The sequence below is a fragment of the Cupriavidus sp. IDO genome, assembly GCF_000812465.1.
Classification (GTDB): domain Bacteria; phylum Pseudomonadota; class Gammaproteobacteria; order Burkholderiales; family Burkholderiaceae; genus Cupriavidus.
Genome location: NZ_JWMA01000202.1, coordinates 1 through 17,476, shown reverse-complemented (window position 1 = coordinate 17,476; position 17,476 = coordinate 1). Strand labels below are relative to the sequence as shown.

13 protein-coding genes are annotated in these 17,476 nt (G+C 61.6%); 6 read left to right on the top strand and 7 right to left on the bottom strand.

What is annotated here, in order from left to right; all coding sequences use genetic code 11:
* Positions 1–49: 49 nt before the first annotated feature.
* Positions 50–1,882, bottom strand: coding sequence for a SulP family inorganic anion transporter (locus RM96_RS36065; protein WP_238587529.1), 1,833 nt, complete (start codon positions 1,880–1,882; stop codon positions 50–52).
* A 215-nt stretch (positions 1,883–2,097) separates the two neighbouring features.
* Between RM96_RS36065 and RM96_RS36060 the strand changes: the two genes are divergently transcribed.
* Positions 2,098–2,694: a ParB-like protein gene (locus tag RM96_RS36060; RefSeq protein ID WP_039016560.1), complete on the top strand. Its 597-nt coding sequence runs from the start codon at positions 2,098–2,100 to the stop codon at positions 2,692–2,694.
* Positions 2,695–2,726: 32 nt separating this feature from the next.
* Positions 2,727–3,572 (top strand): formate dehydrogenase accessory sulfurtransferase FdhD, encoded by an 846-nt coding sequence (gene fdhD / locus RM96_RS36055; RefSeq protein ID WP_039016559.1) that lies wholly within the window; start codon positions 2,727–2,729, stop codon positions 3,570–3,572.
* Positions 3,573–3,621: 49 nt separating this feature from the next.
* On the opposite strand, the gene RM96_RS36050 is transcribed toward fdhD, so the two are convergent.
* From RM96_RS36050 to RM96_RS36035, 4 genes are all read right to left on the bottom strand, one after another.
* Entirely contained in the window at positions 3,622–4,539 is a 918-nt protein-coding gene (locus RM96_RS36050) for a bestrophin family protein (protein WP_039016558.1), read from the bottom strand.
* Positions 4,540–4,711: 172 nt separating this feature from the next.
* Positions 4,712–7,504: an ATP-dependent Clp protease ATP-binding subunit gene (locus RM96_RS36045; RefSeq protein WP_039016557.1), complete on the bottom strand. Its 2,793-nt coding sequence runs from the start codon at positions 7,502–7,504 to the stop codon at positions 4,712–4,714.
* A 350-nt stretch (positions 7,505–7,854) separates the two neighbouring features.
* On the bottom strand, positions 7,855–8,910 hold the full coding sequence (locus RM96_RS36040; protein WP_039016556.1) for a Dyp-type peroxidase: 1,056 nt from the start codon (positions 8,908–8,910) through the stop codon (positions 7,855–7,857).
* Between the two features lie 227 nt (positions 8,911–9,137).
* Entirely contained in the window at positions 9,138–11,417 is a 2,280-nt protein-coding gene (locus tag RM96_RS36035; protein ID WP_039016555.1) for an FdhF/YdeP family oxidoreductase, read from the bottom strand.
* A gap of 362 nt (positions 11,418–11,779) precedes the next feature.
* On the opposite strand from RM96_RS36035, the gene RM96_RS36030 reads away from it, so the two are divergent.
* Genes RM96_RS36030 through RM96_RS38315 form a run of 3 tightly spaced genes read left to right on the top strand, consistent with a single transcriptional unit; the run spans position 11,780 to position 14,420 of the window.
* On the top strand, positions 11,780–13,216 hold the full coding sequence (locus RM96_RS36030; protein ID WP_039016554.1) for a cytochrome ubiquinol oxidase subunit I: 1,437 nt from the start codon (positions 11,780–11,782) through the stop codon (positions 13,214–13,216).
* A gap of 10 nt (positions 13,217–13,226) precedes the next feature.
* A complete protein-coding gene (gene cydB, locus RM96_RS36025) occupies positions 13,227–14,237 on the top strand; it encodes a cytochrome d ubiquinol oxidase subunit II (RefSeq protein ID WP_039016576.1) in 1,011 nt (336 codons plus the stop codon).
* Positions 14,238–14,273: 36 nt separating this feature from the next.
* Entirely contained in the window at positions 14,274–14,420 is a 147-nt protein-coding gene (locus RM96_RS38315; RefSeq protein WP_082016868.1) for a DUF2474 family protein, read from the top strand.
* Positions 14,421–14,423: 3 nt separating this feature from the next.
* On the opposite strand, the gene RM96_RS36020 is transcribed toward RM96_RS38315, so the two are convergent.
* Complete coding sequence (locus RM96_RS36020) at positions 14,424–15,230, bottom strand: family 1 encapsulin nanocompartment shell protein (protein WP_039016553.1); 807 nt, start codon at positions 15,228–15,230, stop codon at positions 14,424–14,426.
* A gap of 385 nt (positions 15,231–15,615) precedes the next feature.
* Here RM96_RS36020 and RM96_RS36015 point away from each other — a divergent pair, with 385 nt between their 5' ends.
* Positions 15,616–16,038 (top strand): hypothetical protein, encoded by a 423-nt coding sequence (locus RM96_RS36015; RefSeq protein ID WP_039016552.1) that lies wholly within the window; start codon positions 15,616–15,618, stop codon positions 16,036–16,038.
* Here the strand turns inward: RM96_RS36015 and RM96_RS40485 are convergent.
* On the bottom strand, positions 16,023–16,799 hold the full coding sequence (locus RM96_RS40485) for a sensor histidine kinase (RefSeq protein ID WP_039016551.1): 777 nt from the start codon (positions 16,797–16,799) through the stop codon (positions 16,023–16,025). The genes RM96_RS36015 and RM96_RS40485 overlap by 16 nt on opposite strands.
* Positions 16,800–17,476 lie beyond the last annotated feature (677 nt).

The following is a 17,476-nucleotide window of genomic DNA, read 5'->3' as shown; positions in this document are numbered from 1 at the left end:
CCACGCGTGCCAGCCAAATGCGAGCAGAAAGACGCCGGATTATCAGGGGCTATGCGGATGGCTTTCCATTGCCCGCGGTATCCTGCGCGGGCGCGGACCCGGGTGTTGACCGCGGCAAACCACGCAGCACATTGATCGCTTCCTCGACGGTCATGAATATCTCGGGGTGACCGAATTCCGCGCCGAGCGCACGATAGCGATTCAGTTCCGGCAGTATGCCTTCCGGCACCGCAACGGTCGCGATGCCGACACCCCGCCGCTCCAGTTCCTGGCAAAGCTGCTGCAGCGTTTTTCCGGCGGTATAGTCGACGTTGAAAATCTCCGACGCATCGATGACGACCCAGTTCACCTGCGGATTCACTTGCTCGACGAGCCGCAGGATTTCTCCCATGAAGCGTCCGGCATTGGCATAGAACAGGTCGGCCTCGAAGCGATAGACCACGATGCCAGGTGCCGCAAAGAGGTTTGGCGCTACCTTGTGCGCCATCCAGTGACCACCGGGAAGAGGCGTGAGCACCCGGGTGCGCAATCGGTAGCTATAGCGCGTATGGTCCAGCAACGACAACAGCACGGCGGCAAGAATGCCATGCATGACGTCGACGAGCACCACAACGCCCGCCGTGATCAGCGCGATGAGGAATTCATCCTTCTGTACGCGGTACAGGTCCGTCATGCCTTTCACGTCGATCAGTTTCACGCCGATCATGAAGACGATGGCCGACAGCACCGCGGTCGGCAGGTAGCTCAGCGGCCTGGTCAGGAACAGCAGCACCAGCAATACGATGCATGCCGTGGTCAGGTGGGCAATCTGGCTTCTACCACCCGCGTCATCGAGCATCTCTGTCTTCGTCGGGCTGCCGTTGACAACGAACGTGCCGGTCAATCCCGCCATCGCATTCGCGCCCGCGAGGCCGACAATATCGAGGTTGTCGTCACCACGCTCGTTGTAGCGGTTGGCGTATGCTCGCGCGGTCGCCGCGCTCTGCGCGATGATCACAATGAAGCAGGAAGCCGCCGTCAGCAGTACCTGGTTCACATGCGCAAGGGGTAAGGGTGGCACCGAAACCGACGGCACCCCGCTGGGCACCTTGCCGATGATCTCGATGCCGTGCCGCTCGAAATCGAACGCCGCACTGCAGGCGATCGCGCCGACCACGGCAATCAGCGCACCGGGCGCACGGGGGACAAAGCGTTTGCACCCCAGGATCACCGCCAGCACCGCAATCGAAAGCAAGGCCGTCACATGGCTGAATTCTCCAAGGCGCTGGATGGTGGACACGAATTGGGCGAACGTGCCATGGCCTTGTCTGGGAAGTCCGAACAGGCCCGCCAGCTCCCCGCAGGCGACCTGGACACCGACACCGGTAAGAAAGCCAATCAGGGCGCTGCGCGAGAGGAAATCGGCCAGGAACCCGAGCCGGAGGATGCGCGCGAGCACGAGCATCACCGCAACGGCAAGTGCGACGGCACTGGTCAGGCCGACATATTCCACGCTACCCACGGCGGCCGCTGCCGCAAGCGAGCTGGCGAGGATCGCCGCGGTTGCCGAATCGGCGGCAACCACCAGATGGCGCGAAGCGCCCAGCAGGGCAAACGCCACCAGCGGCAGCAGTATCGTGTAGAGGCCAGTGATCGTCGGCGTGCCCGCGATCTTGGTGTAGCCCATCACCTCCGGGATGCCGAGCGCCGCCAGCGTGATCCCCGCAGCTATGTCCCGGGGCAGTTGCGCACGGTCAATGGGAAGCAGCCCTCTCAGGAACGGCATGTGCCGCACCGAAGCATCAGTCGGAATAGTCGACATGTCGTGCGCCTCGAACAAGAGAATGATTGCCTGGGGGTACCGTCCGGTCGGAACCCGCAGAGCCCGCGCCCCCCAAGGCATGCCACTCTGCGTCCCGAGGTCCGGGAACTGCGCGCAACCAGTTACATCATAGCGGCACAACTACGCCAATCGGAGATCGCCGTGGCGCGGAAACTATTTCGCAGCCCCGAACCGTCGCCCTATACTCACAAAGACCAGCGCCTGGTCTCCGCCAATTGAGGCACGCACAGCTCTGCCCAGCATCGATGTGAGCAATAGACCTCTGGGAGAATTGCATGTCGAAGATCCGTGAAGCTCTGATCCATCAACTCCACCCTACTCAGCTCACAGTGGGCATGATTGAGGTACAGGACAAGAAGAAACACCTGGCTTCACTCAACGCGAAAGAGCAGCAGGCGTTCATGCAGGCCCATCCGATCCCCGCCGTGGATGGACCCGGCGGCAAGCTGTACATTACCGATCACCATCATCTCGGCAGGGCCGCCCTGGAAGCCGGCGTGACCACGGGCTACTTCATGGTAGAGGCCGACCTTTCCGCCTTCCAGCCGGACGAATTCTGGCTTGAGATGGACAAGCACCTGTGGGTACACCCGCTGGACGAGCAAGGCGTACGGCACTATTTTTCGGCCATTCCCCATCATCTGGAGAAGCTTCTCGACGACCCGTACCGGTCGTTGGCCGGCTACGTGCGGGAAGCCGGAGGCTATGAAAAGACGCCCACGGCCTTCGCCGAGTTTGTGTGGGCGGACTTCTACCGCCGCTCCATCGCGATTGAAGATCTTCGTGCCGACTTCCCCGGAGCCGTGAAGCGCGCCATCGCGCTGGCAAGCAGCAAGCTCGCCCATGGCCTGCCCGGATTTCATGGAAGCTAGGAACTTGCCCGATCCCGGAATCGCCTCCATCGATGAAGCCCGATATGCGTGATGAAGACGGCTGTGCCGGTATCGAAGACATACCGGTACAACACACGCTTTCGGTCAGGCGGTGGCGTCGCGGCACGATGAGCACCGAGGACGACCGTCTGGCCGAGGAAATGCCCGTCGCGCTTGAGTACAACGGCATCTCACATGCGGTAATGCTGGCGACGCCCGCCGACCTCGAAGACTTCGCCATCGGCTTCAGCCTCAATGAAGGGATTGTGGAGCGCGCCAGCGATATCTACGACATCAGCGTGGAAGCCGATGAAGACGGCATCACGATCAAAGTGGAGATCGCAACCGGTGCGTTCGCTGAGCTCAAGGCCAGGCGTCGCGCACTGGCCGGCCGTACCGGCTGCGGACTGTGCGGTGCCGAATCGCTCCAGGATGTCATTCGCACGCCGCCGCCGGTCCAAAGCACGGCGTCGTTCGATCCGTCCGTGTTCGACAACGCCTTTGCCGCGCTGCACGAGCGCCAGGCCTTGCTGCACGAGACCGGCGCAACGCATGCCGCGGCATGGATGCGTGCCGATGGTGCGCTGGCCATCCTGCGCGAGGATGTCGGCCGCCACAATGCGCTGGACAAGCTGGCCGGCGCGCTTGCACGCGGCAACGAGGAACGCGCCAGCGGTGCGGTGATCATCACCAGCCGCGCAAGCTACGAGATGGTGCTGAAGACCGCGTCAATCGGCGCGGGGATTCTGGCGGCCGTGTCCGCCCCGACCGCCCTGGCGGTGCGGCTGGCGGACGTCACCGCGGTGACCCTGGCCGGCTTTGTGCGAAGCGGGAGCCTGGTCGTCTATACCCATCCCCGGCGCCTGCTTCTTCCATAGCGTACGGCTGCGCGCCCTCCCCGCTTGGTCCCACGCAGCGCAACATCGCTCACGTCAGCTGATACTGGCGGTCCGGAACCTTCTCCGCCGGAATTTCGCTGCCGCAAAGCTCGAGCAGGGAGCGCTCGATATTGCAGGCGATGGCATCCAGGGCAAGCGCATTGGGAGCCGTGCTGAATGGCTCGGACACTTCATCGGCAATCGCCTCCAGTGCAATCAATGTGTAGGCAACAAAAACGGAGATGATTGGCGTAAATAATTCCGTCGAATCGACAAGCCCAAACGGCAGCATTACGCAATAGGCATATACGGTGCGATGGAGCAGCACACCGTACGCAAAAGGAATCGGGGTCGAGGCGATTCTCTCGCAGCCACCCACGGTCTTCTCCAGCTCATTGATCTGCGTGTCGAACACCCAGAGACCCGCATCGGAAACCACGCCGGCAAACCTGAGCCGGCCGATATCGGACCGGATGTCGTTGAGAAGCGCGATCGGCCGATAATGTCTCAGCTGCAATCGCTCTGCCGCATCCCTGCCGAGGAGCCTGACGAGATCCCGGCTCGGGTCGGTCTTGCGCAGCTGATGCTTCAATGCATAGACAAAAGCAATCAGGCTGCGGACCAGTTGAATGCGGTCCACACTTTCATTCTCGGGAATGTAGCTCAGTATCTGCGAGGTGAGCGACCGCGAGGCGATCAGCACATTCCCCCAGATAAGCCGAGCTTCCTTGTAGCGCTCATAACTCGCGGTGTTCCGGAAGGCCAGAAAGATTGTTAACGCCACGCCGAAGAGTGTGAACGGGGCAGTATTGAGCGGTATCTTCTCGCCCAGTATGCGCCCCTGCGTCAAGACTGCGAAGCCACTGACAAATGCCAGGAAAACAAGCTGTGGAATGATGGTCTGCAACACCGAGCCATTCCACACGAACAACATGCTGAACCAGTTTCTTTTTGGCCGCACAATCATGATTGTTCTCTAGCGTAATACCTCGTTCCCGTAAAAACGGCGCCATGATCTGACTGCTGCTGCCTGGCGCCGGACATCGCAATGGCTTGCCCGCTCTTGACGATGTCCGGCACTCGCTACCCGCCTTCCCTCACTCCCGCGACTTGCCCGGGGCCCTCGCAGCCGCTGCCCCTCATGAGCCCGACGATCCGGACGGCTCGTGACTTTCAGCGGTCGCGCGGCTGCTTTTTGCTTTGGCAGGGGCGCTCTTTGCCGCGGCCTTGCTTCCCTTGCTTTTTGGCGCCGCGGCGACCTTGCTGATTGTCACCTCACCTTTGTCCTTGTCATAGCCGAGCTCGACGCTGTCGCCGGAAGTCAGGCCGTCTCCCAGAATCTCCTTGGCGAGCCTGGTTTCCACTTCCTGCCGGATCTGCCGCTTCAGTTCGCGGGCACCAAACTCGGGCTGATAGCCGACGTCAACCAGGTGGTCGACGAGGGGCTCGCTCAGCTTCACCGTGATGTCCTGGGCGGCCGCAGTACGGATCACCCTTTCGAGCTGGATCTGCACGACCGAACGAATGTTGTCGCGCGACAGCGCATGGAACACGATGATGTCGTCGATCCGATTGAGGAACTCGGGCCGGAAGTGTCCCTTCAGCACTTTCATCAGGGCCTCGCGCAATTCCTTGTCGGGCATGCGCTTGTCGTCGGGTCGCTCCAGGTTCTCCATGATGATCGGTGCGCCCAGGTTGCTGGTGGCGATGATGACCGTATTGCTGAAATCCACCACACGGCCCTTGCCGTCGGTCAGCCGGCCGTCGTCGAACACCTGCAGCAGCACGTTGTTCACGTCCGGGTGGGCCTTCTCGATCTCGTCCAGCAGGATCACGCTGTAGGGCTTGCGCCGCACGCGCTCGGTCAGCTGGCCACCTTCGTCGTAGCCGACATAGCCCGGAGGCGCGCCAATCAGCCGCGCCACCGCATGGCGCTCCATGTACTCGGACATGTCGATGCGGATGATGGCCTGCTCGTCGCCGAAGACGGTTTCCGCCAGCGCCTTGGCGAGCTCGGTCTTGCCGACGCCGGTCGGCCCGAGGAAAAGGAAGGTCGCGATCGGGCGATTCGCCTGGCCGAGCCCCGCGCGCGACAGGCGCACCGCGTCGCTCACCGCGACCACCGCGTCGTCCTGCCCCACCACGCGCTCGCGCAGCCGCTCTTCCATCTTCAGCAGCTTCTGGCGTTCTTCCTGGGTGAGGTCGGCCACCGGAATGCCGGTCAGGCGCGACACCACCTCGGCAATGGCCGCGACCGTCACCTCGAGCGTCTCCGAGCCGGTCTTGCGCTGCCAGGCCTCGGTCGCCTCATCGAGCCGCTTCTGCTTGTCGCCGATGCGGCTCTCGAAGGCCTTGGCCTCGTCGAAGCGCTTGCGCGACGACGCATAGTCCTGCTCGCGCTTGAGCTGCGCGATTTCGGCCTCCAGCTCCTGGATCTCGGCCGGACGCGAGGTCGAGCCGATGCGCACGCGCGCGGCGGCCTGGTCGATCAGGTCGATGGCCTTGTCCGGCAGGAAGCGCGACGTGATGTAACGGTCCGACATTTCCGCCGCGGCCACAAAGGCATCGTCGGCGAAGGTGACCTGGTGGTGCGCCTCGAGCTTGTCGCGCAGGCCGCGCAGGATGACGATGGTCTGCTCGACGGTCGGCTCCGGCACCAGCACCGGCTGGAAGCGCCGCTCCAGCGCCGCGTCCTTCTCGATGTACTTCTGGTATTCGTTCAGCGTGGTCGCGCCGATCAGGCTCAGCTCGCCACGCGCCAGCGCGGGCTTGAGCACGTTGGCGATATCGAGGCCACCCTCGCCGCCCCCCTGCCCCGCGCCGACGATGGTGTGCAATTCGTCGATAAACAGGATCAGCTCGTCGTTCTTCGCGGTCACCTCGTCGATCAGCTGCTTGGCGCGCTCCTCGAACTCGCCGCGATACTTCGCGCCGGCCACCATCGAGTTGATGTTCACCTCCACCAGGCGCTTGCCGCGCAGCACCTCCGGCACGTCGCCATTGACGATGCGCTGTGCCAGCCCTTCCACGATCGCGGTCTTGCCGACACCCGGCTCGCCGATCAGCACCGGGTTGTTCTTCTTGCGCCGCGCCAGCACTTCGATCGTGCTCTCGATCTCCTGCGCGCGGCCCAGCACCGGATCGAGCTTGCCCTGCCGCGCAATTGCGGTCAGGTCGCGCCCGAACTTGTCCAGCGTCGGCGTGCCGGTGGGCGTGTCGACGCGGCCATCTTCCGCGCCCTTGCCGACCACCTTCACCACCTTCTGGCGCAGCGCCTCGGGGGTCACGCCATATTTCTTGAGCAACGTTCCGGCAATACTGTCGGGCACCGAGGCCAGGCCGATCAGCAGGTGCTCGGGGCCAACGTAGGAGTGCCCCAGGTCGCGCGATGCCTGGAAGGCAAACTGGAACGCCTTCTTCAGGCGCGGCGAGATCGTCATGCGGTCGATCGCCGCGTCGGGCCCTGCAGTGCCGGTCTGTGCGCGTTCGTCGATGTATCCCTTGATGTCCTGCGGCGAGAGCTTGAGTTCTTTCAGCAGCGCCGTGCCGACGTCGGTATCGGCCAGCACGTAGAGCAGGTGCTCGGTGTCGAGTTCATTGCGCCGCAGCTCGTGGGCCTTTTCCGCGGCGCGCTGCAGCAGCTCCAGCGTCTGCTCGCTGAACGCATCGGTGGGGTCGACGGATTCGCGCGGCACCTCGGTCGAGAATCCGGGATGCTCGTCGTCGCCCATCCCGCCCCCCAGCCCCCCGAAGAAGCGGGACAAGCCGCCGCCGCCAAGCAGCGAATCGAACGGGTTGAGCATCTCCTGGTGGCGGAGCAGCTGCCGATAGTCGTAGTCGCAGATCGACATCGTCTTGCGCTCGCCGTCCTGGACCACGGTCACGCGCGCCACGGCCGGACGCGCGTTGCAGATTTCACATAGGGTCGCCATGATGGACTTGTCTCCTGGTTAAGGATCACACGGCCCCAGGTAGTTGTCGTTACCCCGCCACGGCTTCAGCGTCGCACGGCGACTCATGAGACCTGTCGTACCAAGCTAGATGCCCTGATCACCGATTGGTCCAGCACGTTGACGAAATCTAGCTCGAAATCAGCGCGTTGCGGCCAGCCAGGACACTGCCTAGGTCGCCATCGCTTAAACACAATAATACGTGCGGGCCCACGCAGCTAGCCTGAATTTCATGTCCACCTTGAAGCAAGGCCTCCATCGCTAAGAACGCCTTCGAAGCCCGCGGCCTGGCACTACGAAGGGCTGATCTGCACGGCAAACATATCGAACGGTCAATCGTATCCCGACGTCCCCTTGAGCGAGCCAATCTTCAGCGAACCGTCCTGATACCGCATGTCGGAAGAAGTGGAACCCGGATTTCTGACATCTGCATCTGTGGAGTCCGGCTGGCGGTCTGCCAGCGCTTCCAGCAATGTGGCCGACGGGATGAAAAACAGCCCTCCTGTGACAGCCCTGCTGAAGTCAAGCAACCTGTCATAGTTGCCCGGTGGGCGCCCTACGAACATGTTCTCAAGCATCTGCTCGATCGGAGCGGGCGAGCGGGCGTAACCGATAAAGAAAGTACCGAACTCGCCTTTCCCTGGCTGGCCAAACGGCATGTTGTCACGCAGGATCTTGACCTCTTCTCCGTTCTCGACGAGCGTCGTGAGCGAACTATGCGACGAAGACGGCTTCACGGCGGCATCCAGCTCGATGTCGGACAGCTTCTTGCGGCCGATGATTCGCTCCTGGGCCTCAACGGAGAGATCATTCCAGCCAGCCATGTCATGCAGGTACTTCTGTATGACCACGTAGCTGCCGCCCGCGAACGCCGGGTCCTCGTCGCCGATGATGGTGAAGCGGGCCACCTCGCCAGCGGCGGGATTTTCGGTGCCGTCGACAAATCCCACCATGCTGCGCATGTCGAAGTAGCGAAAGCCATGCACTTCGTCGACCACCGACACCGCATCGCCAATCCGGATCATGATCTGCGCGGCGAGCTCGAAACACAGGTCCATCTGATCCGCTCGGATATGCAGGAGCAGGTCACCTGGCGTGGCCACGGCGCGGCGAGTGCCGGCACCGACTTCACGGAAGGTATGCAAGGAGGCCGGACGCGGGCGCCCGAACAGCCTGTCCCAGGCATCGGAACCAAAGCCGCAAACGCACGAGAGGTTGCCGGCAGGGACACGTTTTCCCACGGCCCGGACAAGCGCCGCAACGTCTGCGCACCAGGCACGTACCGTCTCGGCGTGTTTGCCGCCCGGCTTGAGCGTGGCGACAATGAAGATCGCGCTACGCGTGATCGGGCTGCAAACGGCTTGCTGCTCGGTGAGGTTTTCAGGCATTTTTGTCGAGGGTTATTCATGTCGAATGCCAACGATAGCGGAACGAAAACCTTTGAGCAACACAGCGTTCCACGGACGCATAACGAGCCCGGGCCTTCGCTCCTCAAAGGTCCGGGCATGGCTGCCGGTTGCCGTGCATTGGAGCGTCGCCCGTCGCCTCCCGGGTCGGGAGGGCCGTTCAGAGCCACGCTCAGCCGTTTAGTGAGTCTTCGATACGGTCCCCCGAGTCATGTTGTCTCCGAACGCAGCACACGCACAGGAATGGATTTGTAGGATGGCGTGCCACTTTCCTTGTCGATGAAGTCAAGCGGGACCAGGACGTTCGCCTCCGGGTAGTACGCCGCCACGGATCCTCGCGCGATATTGTCGTAGGCGATCGCCGTGATGCCCTTCAGGCGAAGGTCCCTGCCAGCCACGATGGTCTCGATGTCGACCAGGTCCCCATGCTCCAGCCCGCGAGCCGACATATCCGATTCGTTCATGAACAGCACGTCGCGCCGGCCGAACACACCGCGATAGCGATCGTCCAATGCGTAGATGGTGGTGTTGTACTGATCGTGGCTGCGGATCGTCATCAGACGCAAGACGTTCTCGCCCCCGAGTACATCGGCATCTTCCTTGACTCCCCCATACACGGAAAAGACCGCCTTGCCCGATGGCGTCGGCCATTTGCGTTCGGTCGGCGGCAGCGGCAAACGGAAGCCCCCCGGAACCCTGATACGGGCATTGAAATCTTCGAAGCCCGGCACGGTCTTCTCGATCAGGTCGCGAATCCTGTCATAGTCGGCGATCAAATCGGCCCAGGCGACTTTGCTGGCCGGTAACGTCGCCTGAGCCATGCCGGCAACAATTGCCGGCTCGGAACGCAAATGTTCGGAAGCAGGCGTGAGCTTCCCGGCCGATGCGTGAACCATCGACATCGAATCCTCGACCGTTACCGATTGTGGCCCGGTGGCCTGCACATCGAGTTCCGTGCGCCCGAGGCAAGGGAACACATAGGTCTCCTTCGCAACCAGCAGGTGCGTGCGATTGAGCTTCGTACCAATGTGGACACTCAGATCAAGTGTTCCCATCGCGGGAAAGGACCGCTCCGAATCCGGCAACGCCACCGCGAAGTTTCCACCCAGACATATCAACGCCTTGGACTTCCCGTCGATCATTGCCTGCATCGCCTGGACGGCATCATGCCCATGCCCCCGGGGAGGCTTGAATCCGCAAGCATCTTCAATCAGTTGCAGGAAGCTTTCCGACGGCTTTTCAGTAATGCCCACCGTCCGGTTCCCCTGCACATTGGAATGGCCGCGCAATGGGCAAATCCCGGCACCAGGCTTTCCAAAATTTCCCCGCAGGAACAGCAAGTCAGCAATCAGCCGGACATTTGCCGTGCCTTTGCTATGCTGCGTAACACCCATCCCGTAAGTAACAATCGTCGCATTCGACTTTGCATAAAGATCCGCGACCTGCTCGAGGTCTGCACTGCTCAGCCCGCTGGCTTTTTCGATATCCTCCCATGAGGTCGCATTCAAATCCGCAGCAAAGTCATCGAATCCTTCGGTATACATAGCGATAAAATCGCGATCCAGGACATTACCTTGCGCGGCATCCATGGCCAGAAGCGCCTTCATGATGCCCTTCAGCGCTGCGGCATCTCCACCCGCGTCGACCTGATAATAGGTGGAAGCGATTCTGGTCGAGCCATAAGTCGCCATCTCAAGCCAGTTCTGGGGATCGGCAAATCTTTCCAGCGCCCGCTCGCGCAGTGGATTGAACACGATAATCGGGACATTGCGGCGCGCCGCCTCATGCAGCGTTCCCATCATGCGGGGATGGTTTGTGCCCGGATTATGACCAATTGCGATAATCAGTTCACACTGGTCGAAGTCTTCCAGCGAAACCGTGCCTTTGCCGATGCCAATCGACTGTGGCAACCCGACGCTGGTCGGCTCGTGGCACATATTTGAACAATCGGGGAAATTGTTCGATCCATATTCCCGCGCGAAGAGCTGAAAGAGAAAAGCAGCCTCATTGGAGGCCCTGCCCGACGTATAGAACTCGACCTGCTCAGGCGGCAGACCACGAAGGACTTCACCGATCCGGCTGAAGGCATCCTCCCACTCGACGGCCCGGAACGTGTCCGTGGCACGATCGTAGACAAGCGGATGGGTTAGCCGCCCCATATCCTCCAGCTCAAAATCCGACTTCTGCAGCAAAGACGTTACCGTGTTGGCCGCAAAGAACTCCGGGCGCACCCGCTTGGTCGTCGCCTCCCACGTCACTGCCTTCGCACCGTTCTCACAGAACTGGAATGTGGATCGGTGCTCCTTGTCGGGCCAGGCACACCCCGGACAATCGAAGCCGTCTGGCTGGTTGGTACGAAGCAGCGTGATCGGCGCTTTTACGCTGTCCATCTGCAGCCGGATAGCCTGAGTGGTCGCGCGCAGCGCTCCCCAACCTCCGGCCGGCCCGTCGTACGGCCTGATACCAGGGACTTCTCGTCTAATAGCCATGTTCACTCCAATAAGCGTACCGGACATCCCGGAGTCAAAGGTCGACCCTTTTCCAGCCACATCAATGGCTAAACGTAACGATAGCGCTGCTTATCCTCGCGAGAGCGACTGTTACAAATAAATATTCGTATGGCGACGGAAGTATATAAATACGCACCCAACCAGTGCACGGTATAAAAATATCTACTTAGTCGGCTTGTGGTATATAAATATCCAGCCTCGCACAGTATATAAATTCGAATCTCGTGGCGTTTACCCGTATGTCGATAATGCAATCGACGTACAAGAATGACTCCAACAGGTTCACTGCCTTCCTGCACCGTCAGCGAGCCAGTTTCCCACCTTTGTGCGGCAGAATCAGCATGGACACCTACAGCTCGACCGCGATGGACCTTGCCCGCCTTCAGTTTGCCTTCACGGTGGGCTTTCATATCATCTTTTCGGCTATCACAATCGGACTCGCCAGTTTTATTACGGTCCTCGAAGGGCTTTGGCTAAAAACCGGACATAATTTCTACCGAGATCTCTACCATTTCTGGTCGAAAATCTTCGCCATAAACTTCGGCATGGGCGTGGTTTCCGGGCTGGTCATGGCTTATCAATTCGGAACAAACTGGAGCCGCTTCTCCTACTTTGCCGGCGGCATTACGGGACCGCTCCTGACCTATGAAGTGCTGACTGCGTTCTTCCTCGAAGCCGGGTTTCTCGGCGTCATGCTGTTCGGCTGGGAGCGCGTTGGCAGGGGGCTGCATTTCTTCTCGACGGCGATGGTCGCGGTCGGCACGCTGTTTTCCACGTTCTGGATTCTTTCGTCCAACAGCTGGATGCATACGCCACAGGGTCATGCCATCGTTGACGGGCGCGCGGTTCCCGTGGATTGGCTGGCGGTCATTTTCAACCCGTCTTTCCCGTTCCGGCTCGCGCACATGGCGATCGCCGCATTCCTGGCAACCGCCTTCTTCGTCGGCGCGTCCGGCGCCTGGCACCTGCTGCGGGGACGCGACACGCAGGCAAGCCGCACCATGCTGTCCATGGCAATGTGGATGGCCCTGATCGTCGCACCGATTCAGGCCGTGGTCGGCGACGCGCATGGCCTGAACACGCTTGAGCATCAGCCAGCAAAGATCGCGGCAATCGAAGGCCACTGGGAAAACATCCCCGGAGAGCCTTCGCCGCTGGTCCTTGTTGGCTGGCCGGATATGAAAGCGGAAAAGACTCACTTCGCGATCGAGATTCCGGTCCTCGGCAGCCTCATTCTCACGCACAGCCTCAATCGCCAGATCCCGGCCCTGAAGTCATTCCCTCCGCAAGACCGCCCCAACTCGACAGTCATTTTCTGGACATTCCGCCTGATGGTGGGGCTGGGCGTGCTGATGATCCTCACAGGTCTGTGGAGACTGTGGTTGCGCAACCGTAAGGCGCTATACACGTCGCGCTTCTTTCTGACCTTCGTGCTTTGCATGGGACCGGCCGGGGTGATCGCCATGCTCGCTGGCTGGGTCACCACCGAGATGGGACGCCAACCCTGGGTGGTCTACGGCCTTCTTCGCACCGCCGACGCGACCTCGCCCCTGGACGCGGCCCAGGTCGGGCTAAGTCTTATTCTTTTTGTCATCATCTACTTCGCGCTTTTCGGCACCGGCTTCGCCTTCATGCTTCATCTCGTGCATAAAGGACCACAGCCAGTCGAACCGGATATGACCATCGGGGAAGGCGGGCATCAACGCAGGCCTGCACGTCCTATGTCAGCGGCTGGCGAACGTGTCGCGGCCGAGTTCGAATCGGGCACGAGGAGCTAGAGCCATGGCGATCGGCGTCGACATTACCTTAATCTGGGCATTGATCATTGTCTTCGGCATCATGATGTACGTGGTCATGGACGGATTCGACCTCGGCATCGGCCTGCTGTTTCTCGCCATCAAAGACAAGGAAGAGCGCGACGTCATGATGAACACGGTTGCCCCGGTCTGGGATGGCAACGAAACCTGGCTTGTCCTTGGCGGCGCCGGGCTCTTCGGGGCGTTTCCGCTGGCCTACGCGGTTGTCCTGAGCGCGCTGTACCTGCCTCTCGTCTTCATGCTGCTCGGGTTGATCTTCCGGGGCGTTGCCTTCGAGTTCCGCTTCAAGGCCAGCGACCAGCGCAGGCATCTGTGGGACAAGGCGTTCGTTGGCGGCTCGGTGGTCGCGACGTTCGCGCAGGGCGTCGTGCTCGGCGCGTTCATCGACGGCCTGCCGGTCGCCAACAATGCATTTGCCGGCGGCAGCCTTGACTGGCTGCGCCCGTTCCCGTTGTTCTGTGGCTGCGCGCTGCTGATTGCCTATGCACAACTGGGTTGCACATGGCTGGTCATGAAGACAGAAGGCCGCCTGCAGGCCGACATGTACCGCTTCTCGTCCTACCTTGCCTGGCTCCTGCTCATCGCGATTGGAGTGGTAAGCCTGTGGACGCCCCTGGCACATCCGGAGATCTCCGCACGCTGGTTCAGCATCCCCAATTTCCTGTACTTCCTGCCCGTGCCGATCCTGGTGATCTTCAGCTTTATTGCCACGCTGCGGGCCCTGGCGCACCGTGCGACGGCCACGCCGTTCCTGATCACGCTGCTGATCATCTTCCTCGGGTACAGCGGCCTTGGCATCAGCTTGTGGCCGAATATCATCCCGCCATCGGTCTCGCTATGGCAGGCGGCGTCGCCCGTGCAAAGCCAGCTCTTCGCATTGATCGGGGCGCTGTTCATCCTGCCCTTCATCCTTGTCTATACAACGTGGAGCTACTACGTATTTCGGGGCAAGGTCAGGGTGGGAGAGGGCTATCATCACTAGCCGGCAGGCCCGCATACGATCAGGAAGGTGCGCAGCATGGCTGACCGGCCTTCAACGTGGCGCAGCCGCTGGAAGCAGCTCCTCTGGCTGGTCGGGCTCTGGGCGGCGGGCGTCGCTACGGTCGCCGTGGCCGCGGAACTGATCCGGCTTTCAATGACGGCGATTGGCCTGAAATCTCATTGACTTTCACTTCTCGGGGAGTGAAAACACCACCGCCGCCTCGGTGGTCAGCAGCAGGAAGGTGAACGTCTCCTGCAGGTACAGCCGAACGACACTTTCGGTATGGCCGAGGTAGCCGATGGAAACATCCTGGCCAAAGTGCAATTCGAAATCACCGCCCCTGGTGGTAAGCACCATGCCGCCTTCGATCGCCGGCGCCCAGATGATCTCGCCATCCACCAGCTGCTGAACGTCCCGCAAGACAGGATATCCGCTGTCGGTCGCTTCGCTTACCGTCGTGAATGGCCCCGCGCCCAGCACCAGGGTATAGGGCCCGTTGACGCCGGCAAGGCGCAGCTGGCTGACAGCCTGTGCCACCACCGCCGGATAGCCCTCGATCGCTGGCGGAAGACTTGACACCGCATTGCTGGTGCCCTGGCGGATGCCCTGAATCCCGCCCGCGGCATACCCTTCAAATACAGCGCGATCCTCGGCAAACGCGAGTTTGCGGGCGGCATCCTTCAACGGTTGCAGGTCGGGATTGTTCGAACCACGCTCGACATCGTCCAGCGCCTGGCGCGACAGTTCGAACGGGATGCGCAACTCCACGAGTGCGCGCACATCACGCTGAGCGGCTTCGATACCGTCGCCAGGTGACGAGATCTGCCGTAGCTGGCCAGTGCCGACCGCGGAGAACTCAAGGCCTTTCGGACCAAGAACATCTACAACGCGCCGTGCGGCCAGGTGGCGTTTGAAGGTGCGGGCGGCTTCCTGCTCTATCTGTCCCCACGCCCCTTCAGAGATCGGCGCGAGCTCCCGATGGAGATTGTTCATGTCCAGGCTCTCCTTTTAGCAATCCGCCATGCGGATCATCTGACAGCGACTGTTGCGACCTGAATGCAGCCTCGCATCCGCGTCTGCTCGATTGCGGAAGCACCAGCAACAGCATCACGCTCTGGCTCGCACCATTTTCTACGAACGCCACGGAAGGCACAAGCTGACTGGTGCTCGTCATGCACGAGGACAGATGTCAATCGTGACATGGAGATTGTCACGATTACCGACTAAGCTGGGCAGCGTGCTTGCATCCACGCCGTTCTTGCGCCATTCCGCCACGAAGCGCCCCTGGCATGACAACTGCGTGTCGCAACGGCGCTCAACTGAATCGCCCCCGCAGTGCCCGTATGGCGGCATCGCGGCTCACCGGAGAGATCCCGTCATGATCAGTGCATCACAGGACACCTGGCCCTATTCCGCATTCTTTCCGCGCATGCCCCAGTTCGAGGCGCTCGAGTGGGACTTCGCGGACACGCTGCGCCGGATGACCGAACTCAATCTGGCATTCACGCGTTCCATGTTCGATGAGGCGCAGCTCGATAGCATGGCCTTCCTTGTCATCCAGAACCCGGAGGAACTGTTTGCGCATGAATTCGCCTGCGAGTTGCCCCTGCTTGGTGGCCCGCTGCACTATGTTTCGGCCATGTTCGATCTCGCCGCAAGCGCGCAGCGGAAGTGGATCGATGGCTGGGGCCGGCTGCTCGGATTCGGGCTGATGCCCCAGTGGCCAGGACGGCAGGACAACGTGACCGACATTCCGCCCTGGTCGGTGCGCGAGACCCCCAGGCCTCAGCCGGCGTCCTGACTTGCGAATGAGCCTGCCCGCCCTTCCCATCTGCCGGGATGGAGCAGCAGGCTGACGGCGGTTCCCCGCTCCGACGATTCGATCGACAGTTCGCCGCCGATGCCGGCGGCACGGATGCGCATATTGGCCAGGCCGTGGCCATGCGTGGTGGCGGTGGTATCGAAGCCAATGCCGTTGTCGCGGATCTCGATCAGGATCGCATTGCCGCCGTGCGCCGCCCCTGGAACACTGCGCGCGATCACCTGCACCACGCCTCCGCCGGCGTGCTGCATGACATTCGAGAAGGCCTCGAGCAGCAGGTACTGCAACTCCCGCACAATTTGCGGCGTGAGGCCCGCCACGGCCGGCAGGCGATCCACCTGCCAGTCCACGGTCAGGCCGGCGGCTTCCAGCCGTTCGCGCAAGCGGTAGCGCAGGTTGCCCAGCACGACGGCCAGGTCACCACCGGTGTCCTGCATGGCGTCGACCGAGAACTTCAACGCGTCGAGCGCCTGCTGCAGATGCTTCTGCAGCGCCGCGGACGAGCTCTGGCCGGAGCGCAGCAGGCTGAGCGTGCTGCCCAGGCCATCGTGCATGTCGCGCATGATGCGGCTGCGCTCCCTGAGCGCGGCCTGCTCGCGTTCGACCTCGCGCGAGTGAGCGTAGAGCTGGTGCAATTCGCGCTCCTTCTGCGCAACCTTCTGGTCCAGGTCACGGTTGAGGTCCGCCAGCAGCCGGCTGGTGCGGGTGTAGCGGTCGACCAGCAGCCAGGCCATGGCCATGTGCCCGTGATTTCCGCCCGTACAGTGGTGAACGCATCGCCACCGGTGCGTTGTCTCGCGCAGCAACAGCTGCGCGCCGCGACCCGAGAGCGTGACAGCGCAAAGCATCCGGCCGACCATATTGTTCCACCGGTCCTGATTATTTTGGGTTCTTCGCCGGATTGTGGCGTTTCGGTTCTTGGAGGCGCTGCTGTTTCGCCGGCGTAGCCGGCGACTCCCTTTTTGACTGCGCCAAAAAGGAAGCAAAAAGCGCCTTCTTGCCCGCCGGGCGGGAGTCTTATCGTAGTCTGCCGGCGTTTTTGTACGGGTATTTGCTTCAGGGCATAGCTGGACTGCCTGCCGCGCAGATCGCCAGGGGCAACGCCGGGAACAGCGCTGTCCTCCCGACCTCGTGAGAGCGGAGTGGCTCGGTGATCGAACCATTTGCCTACGGCAAGAGTTACTGGACCACAACGGTGGTGCGCGATGCGGCTGCGCATGCCGCCGGGCCTCAAGCTGCGTACCACTCCGCTCTCACGAGGTCGGGAGGACGGCCTGTCAATGCCTCGCGCCATCTCGTTACCACGCGGCAGGCATCGTTAGCTATGCCCTGAAGCGAATACCCGTACAAAAACCGTCGAACACTACGATAAGACTGGCCGTCCGCCGAGGACAGACGGCGCCTTTTGCCTACTTTT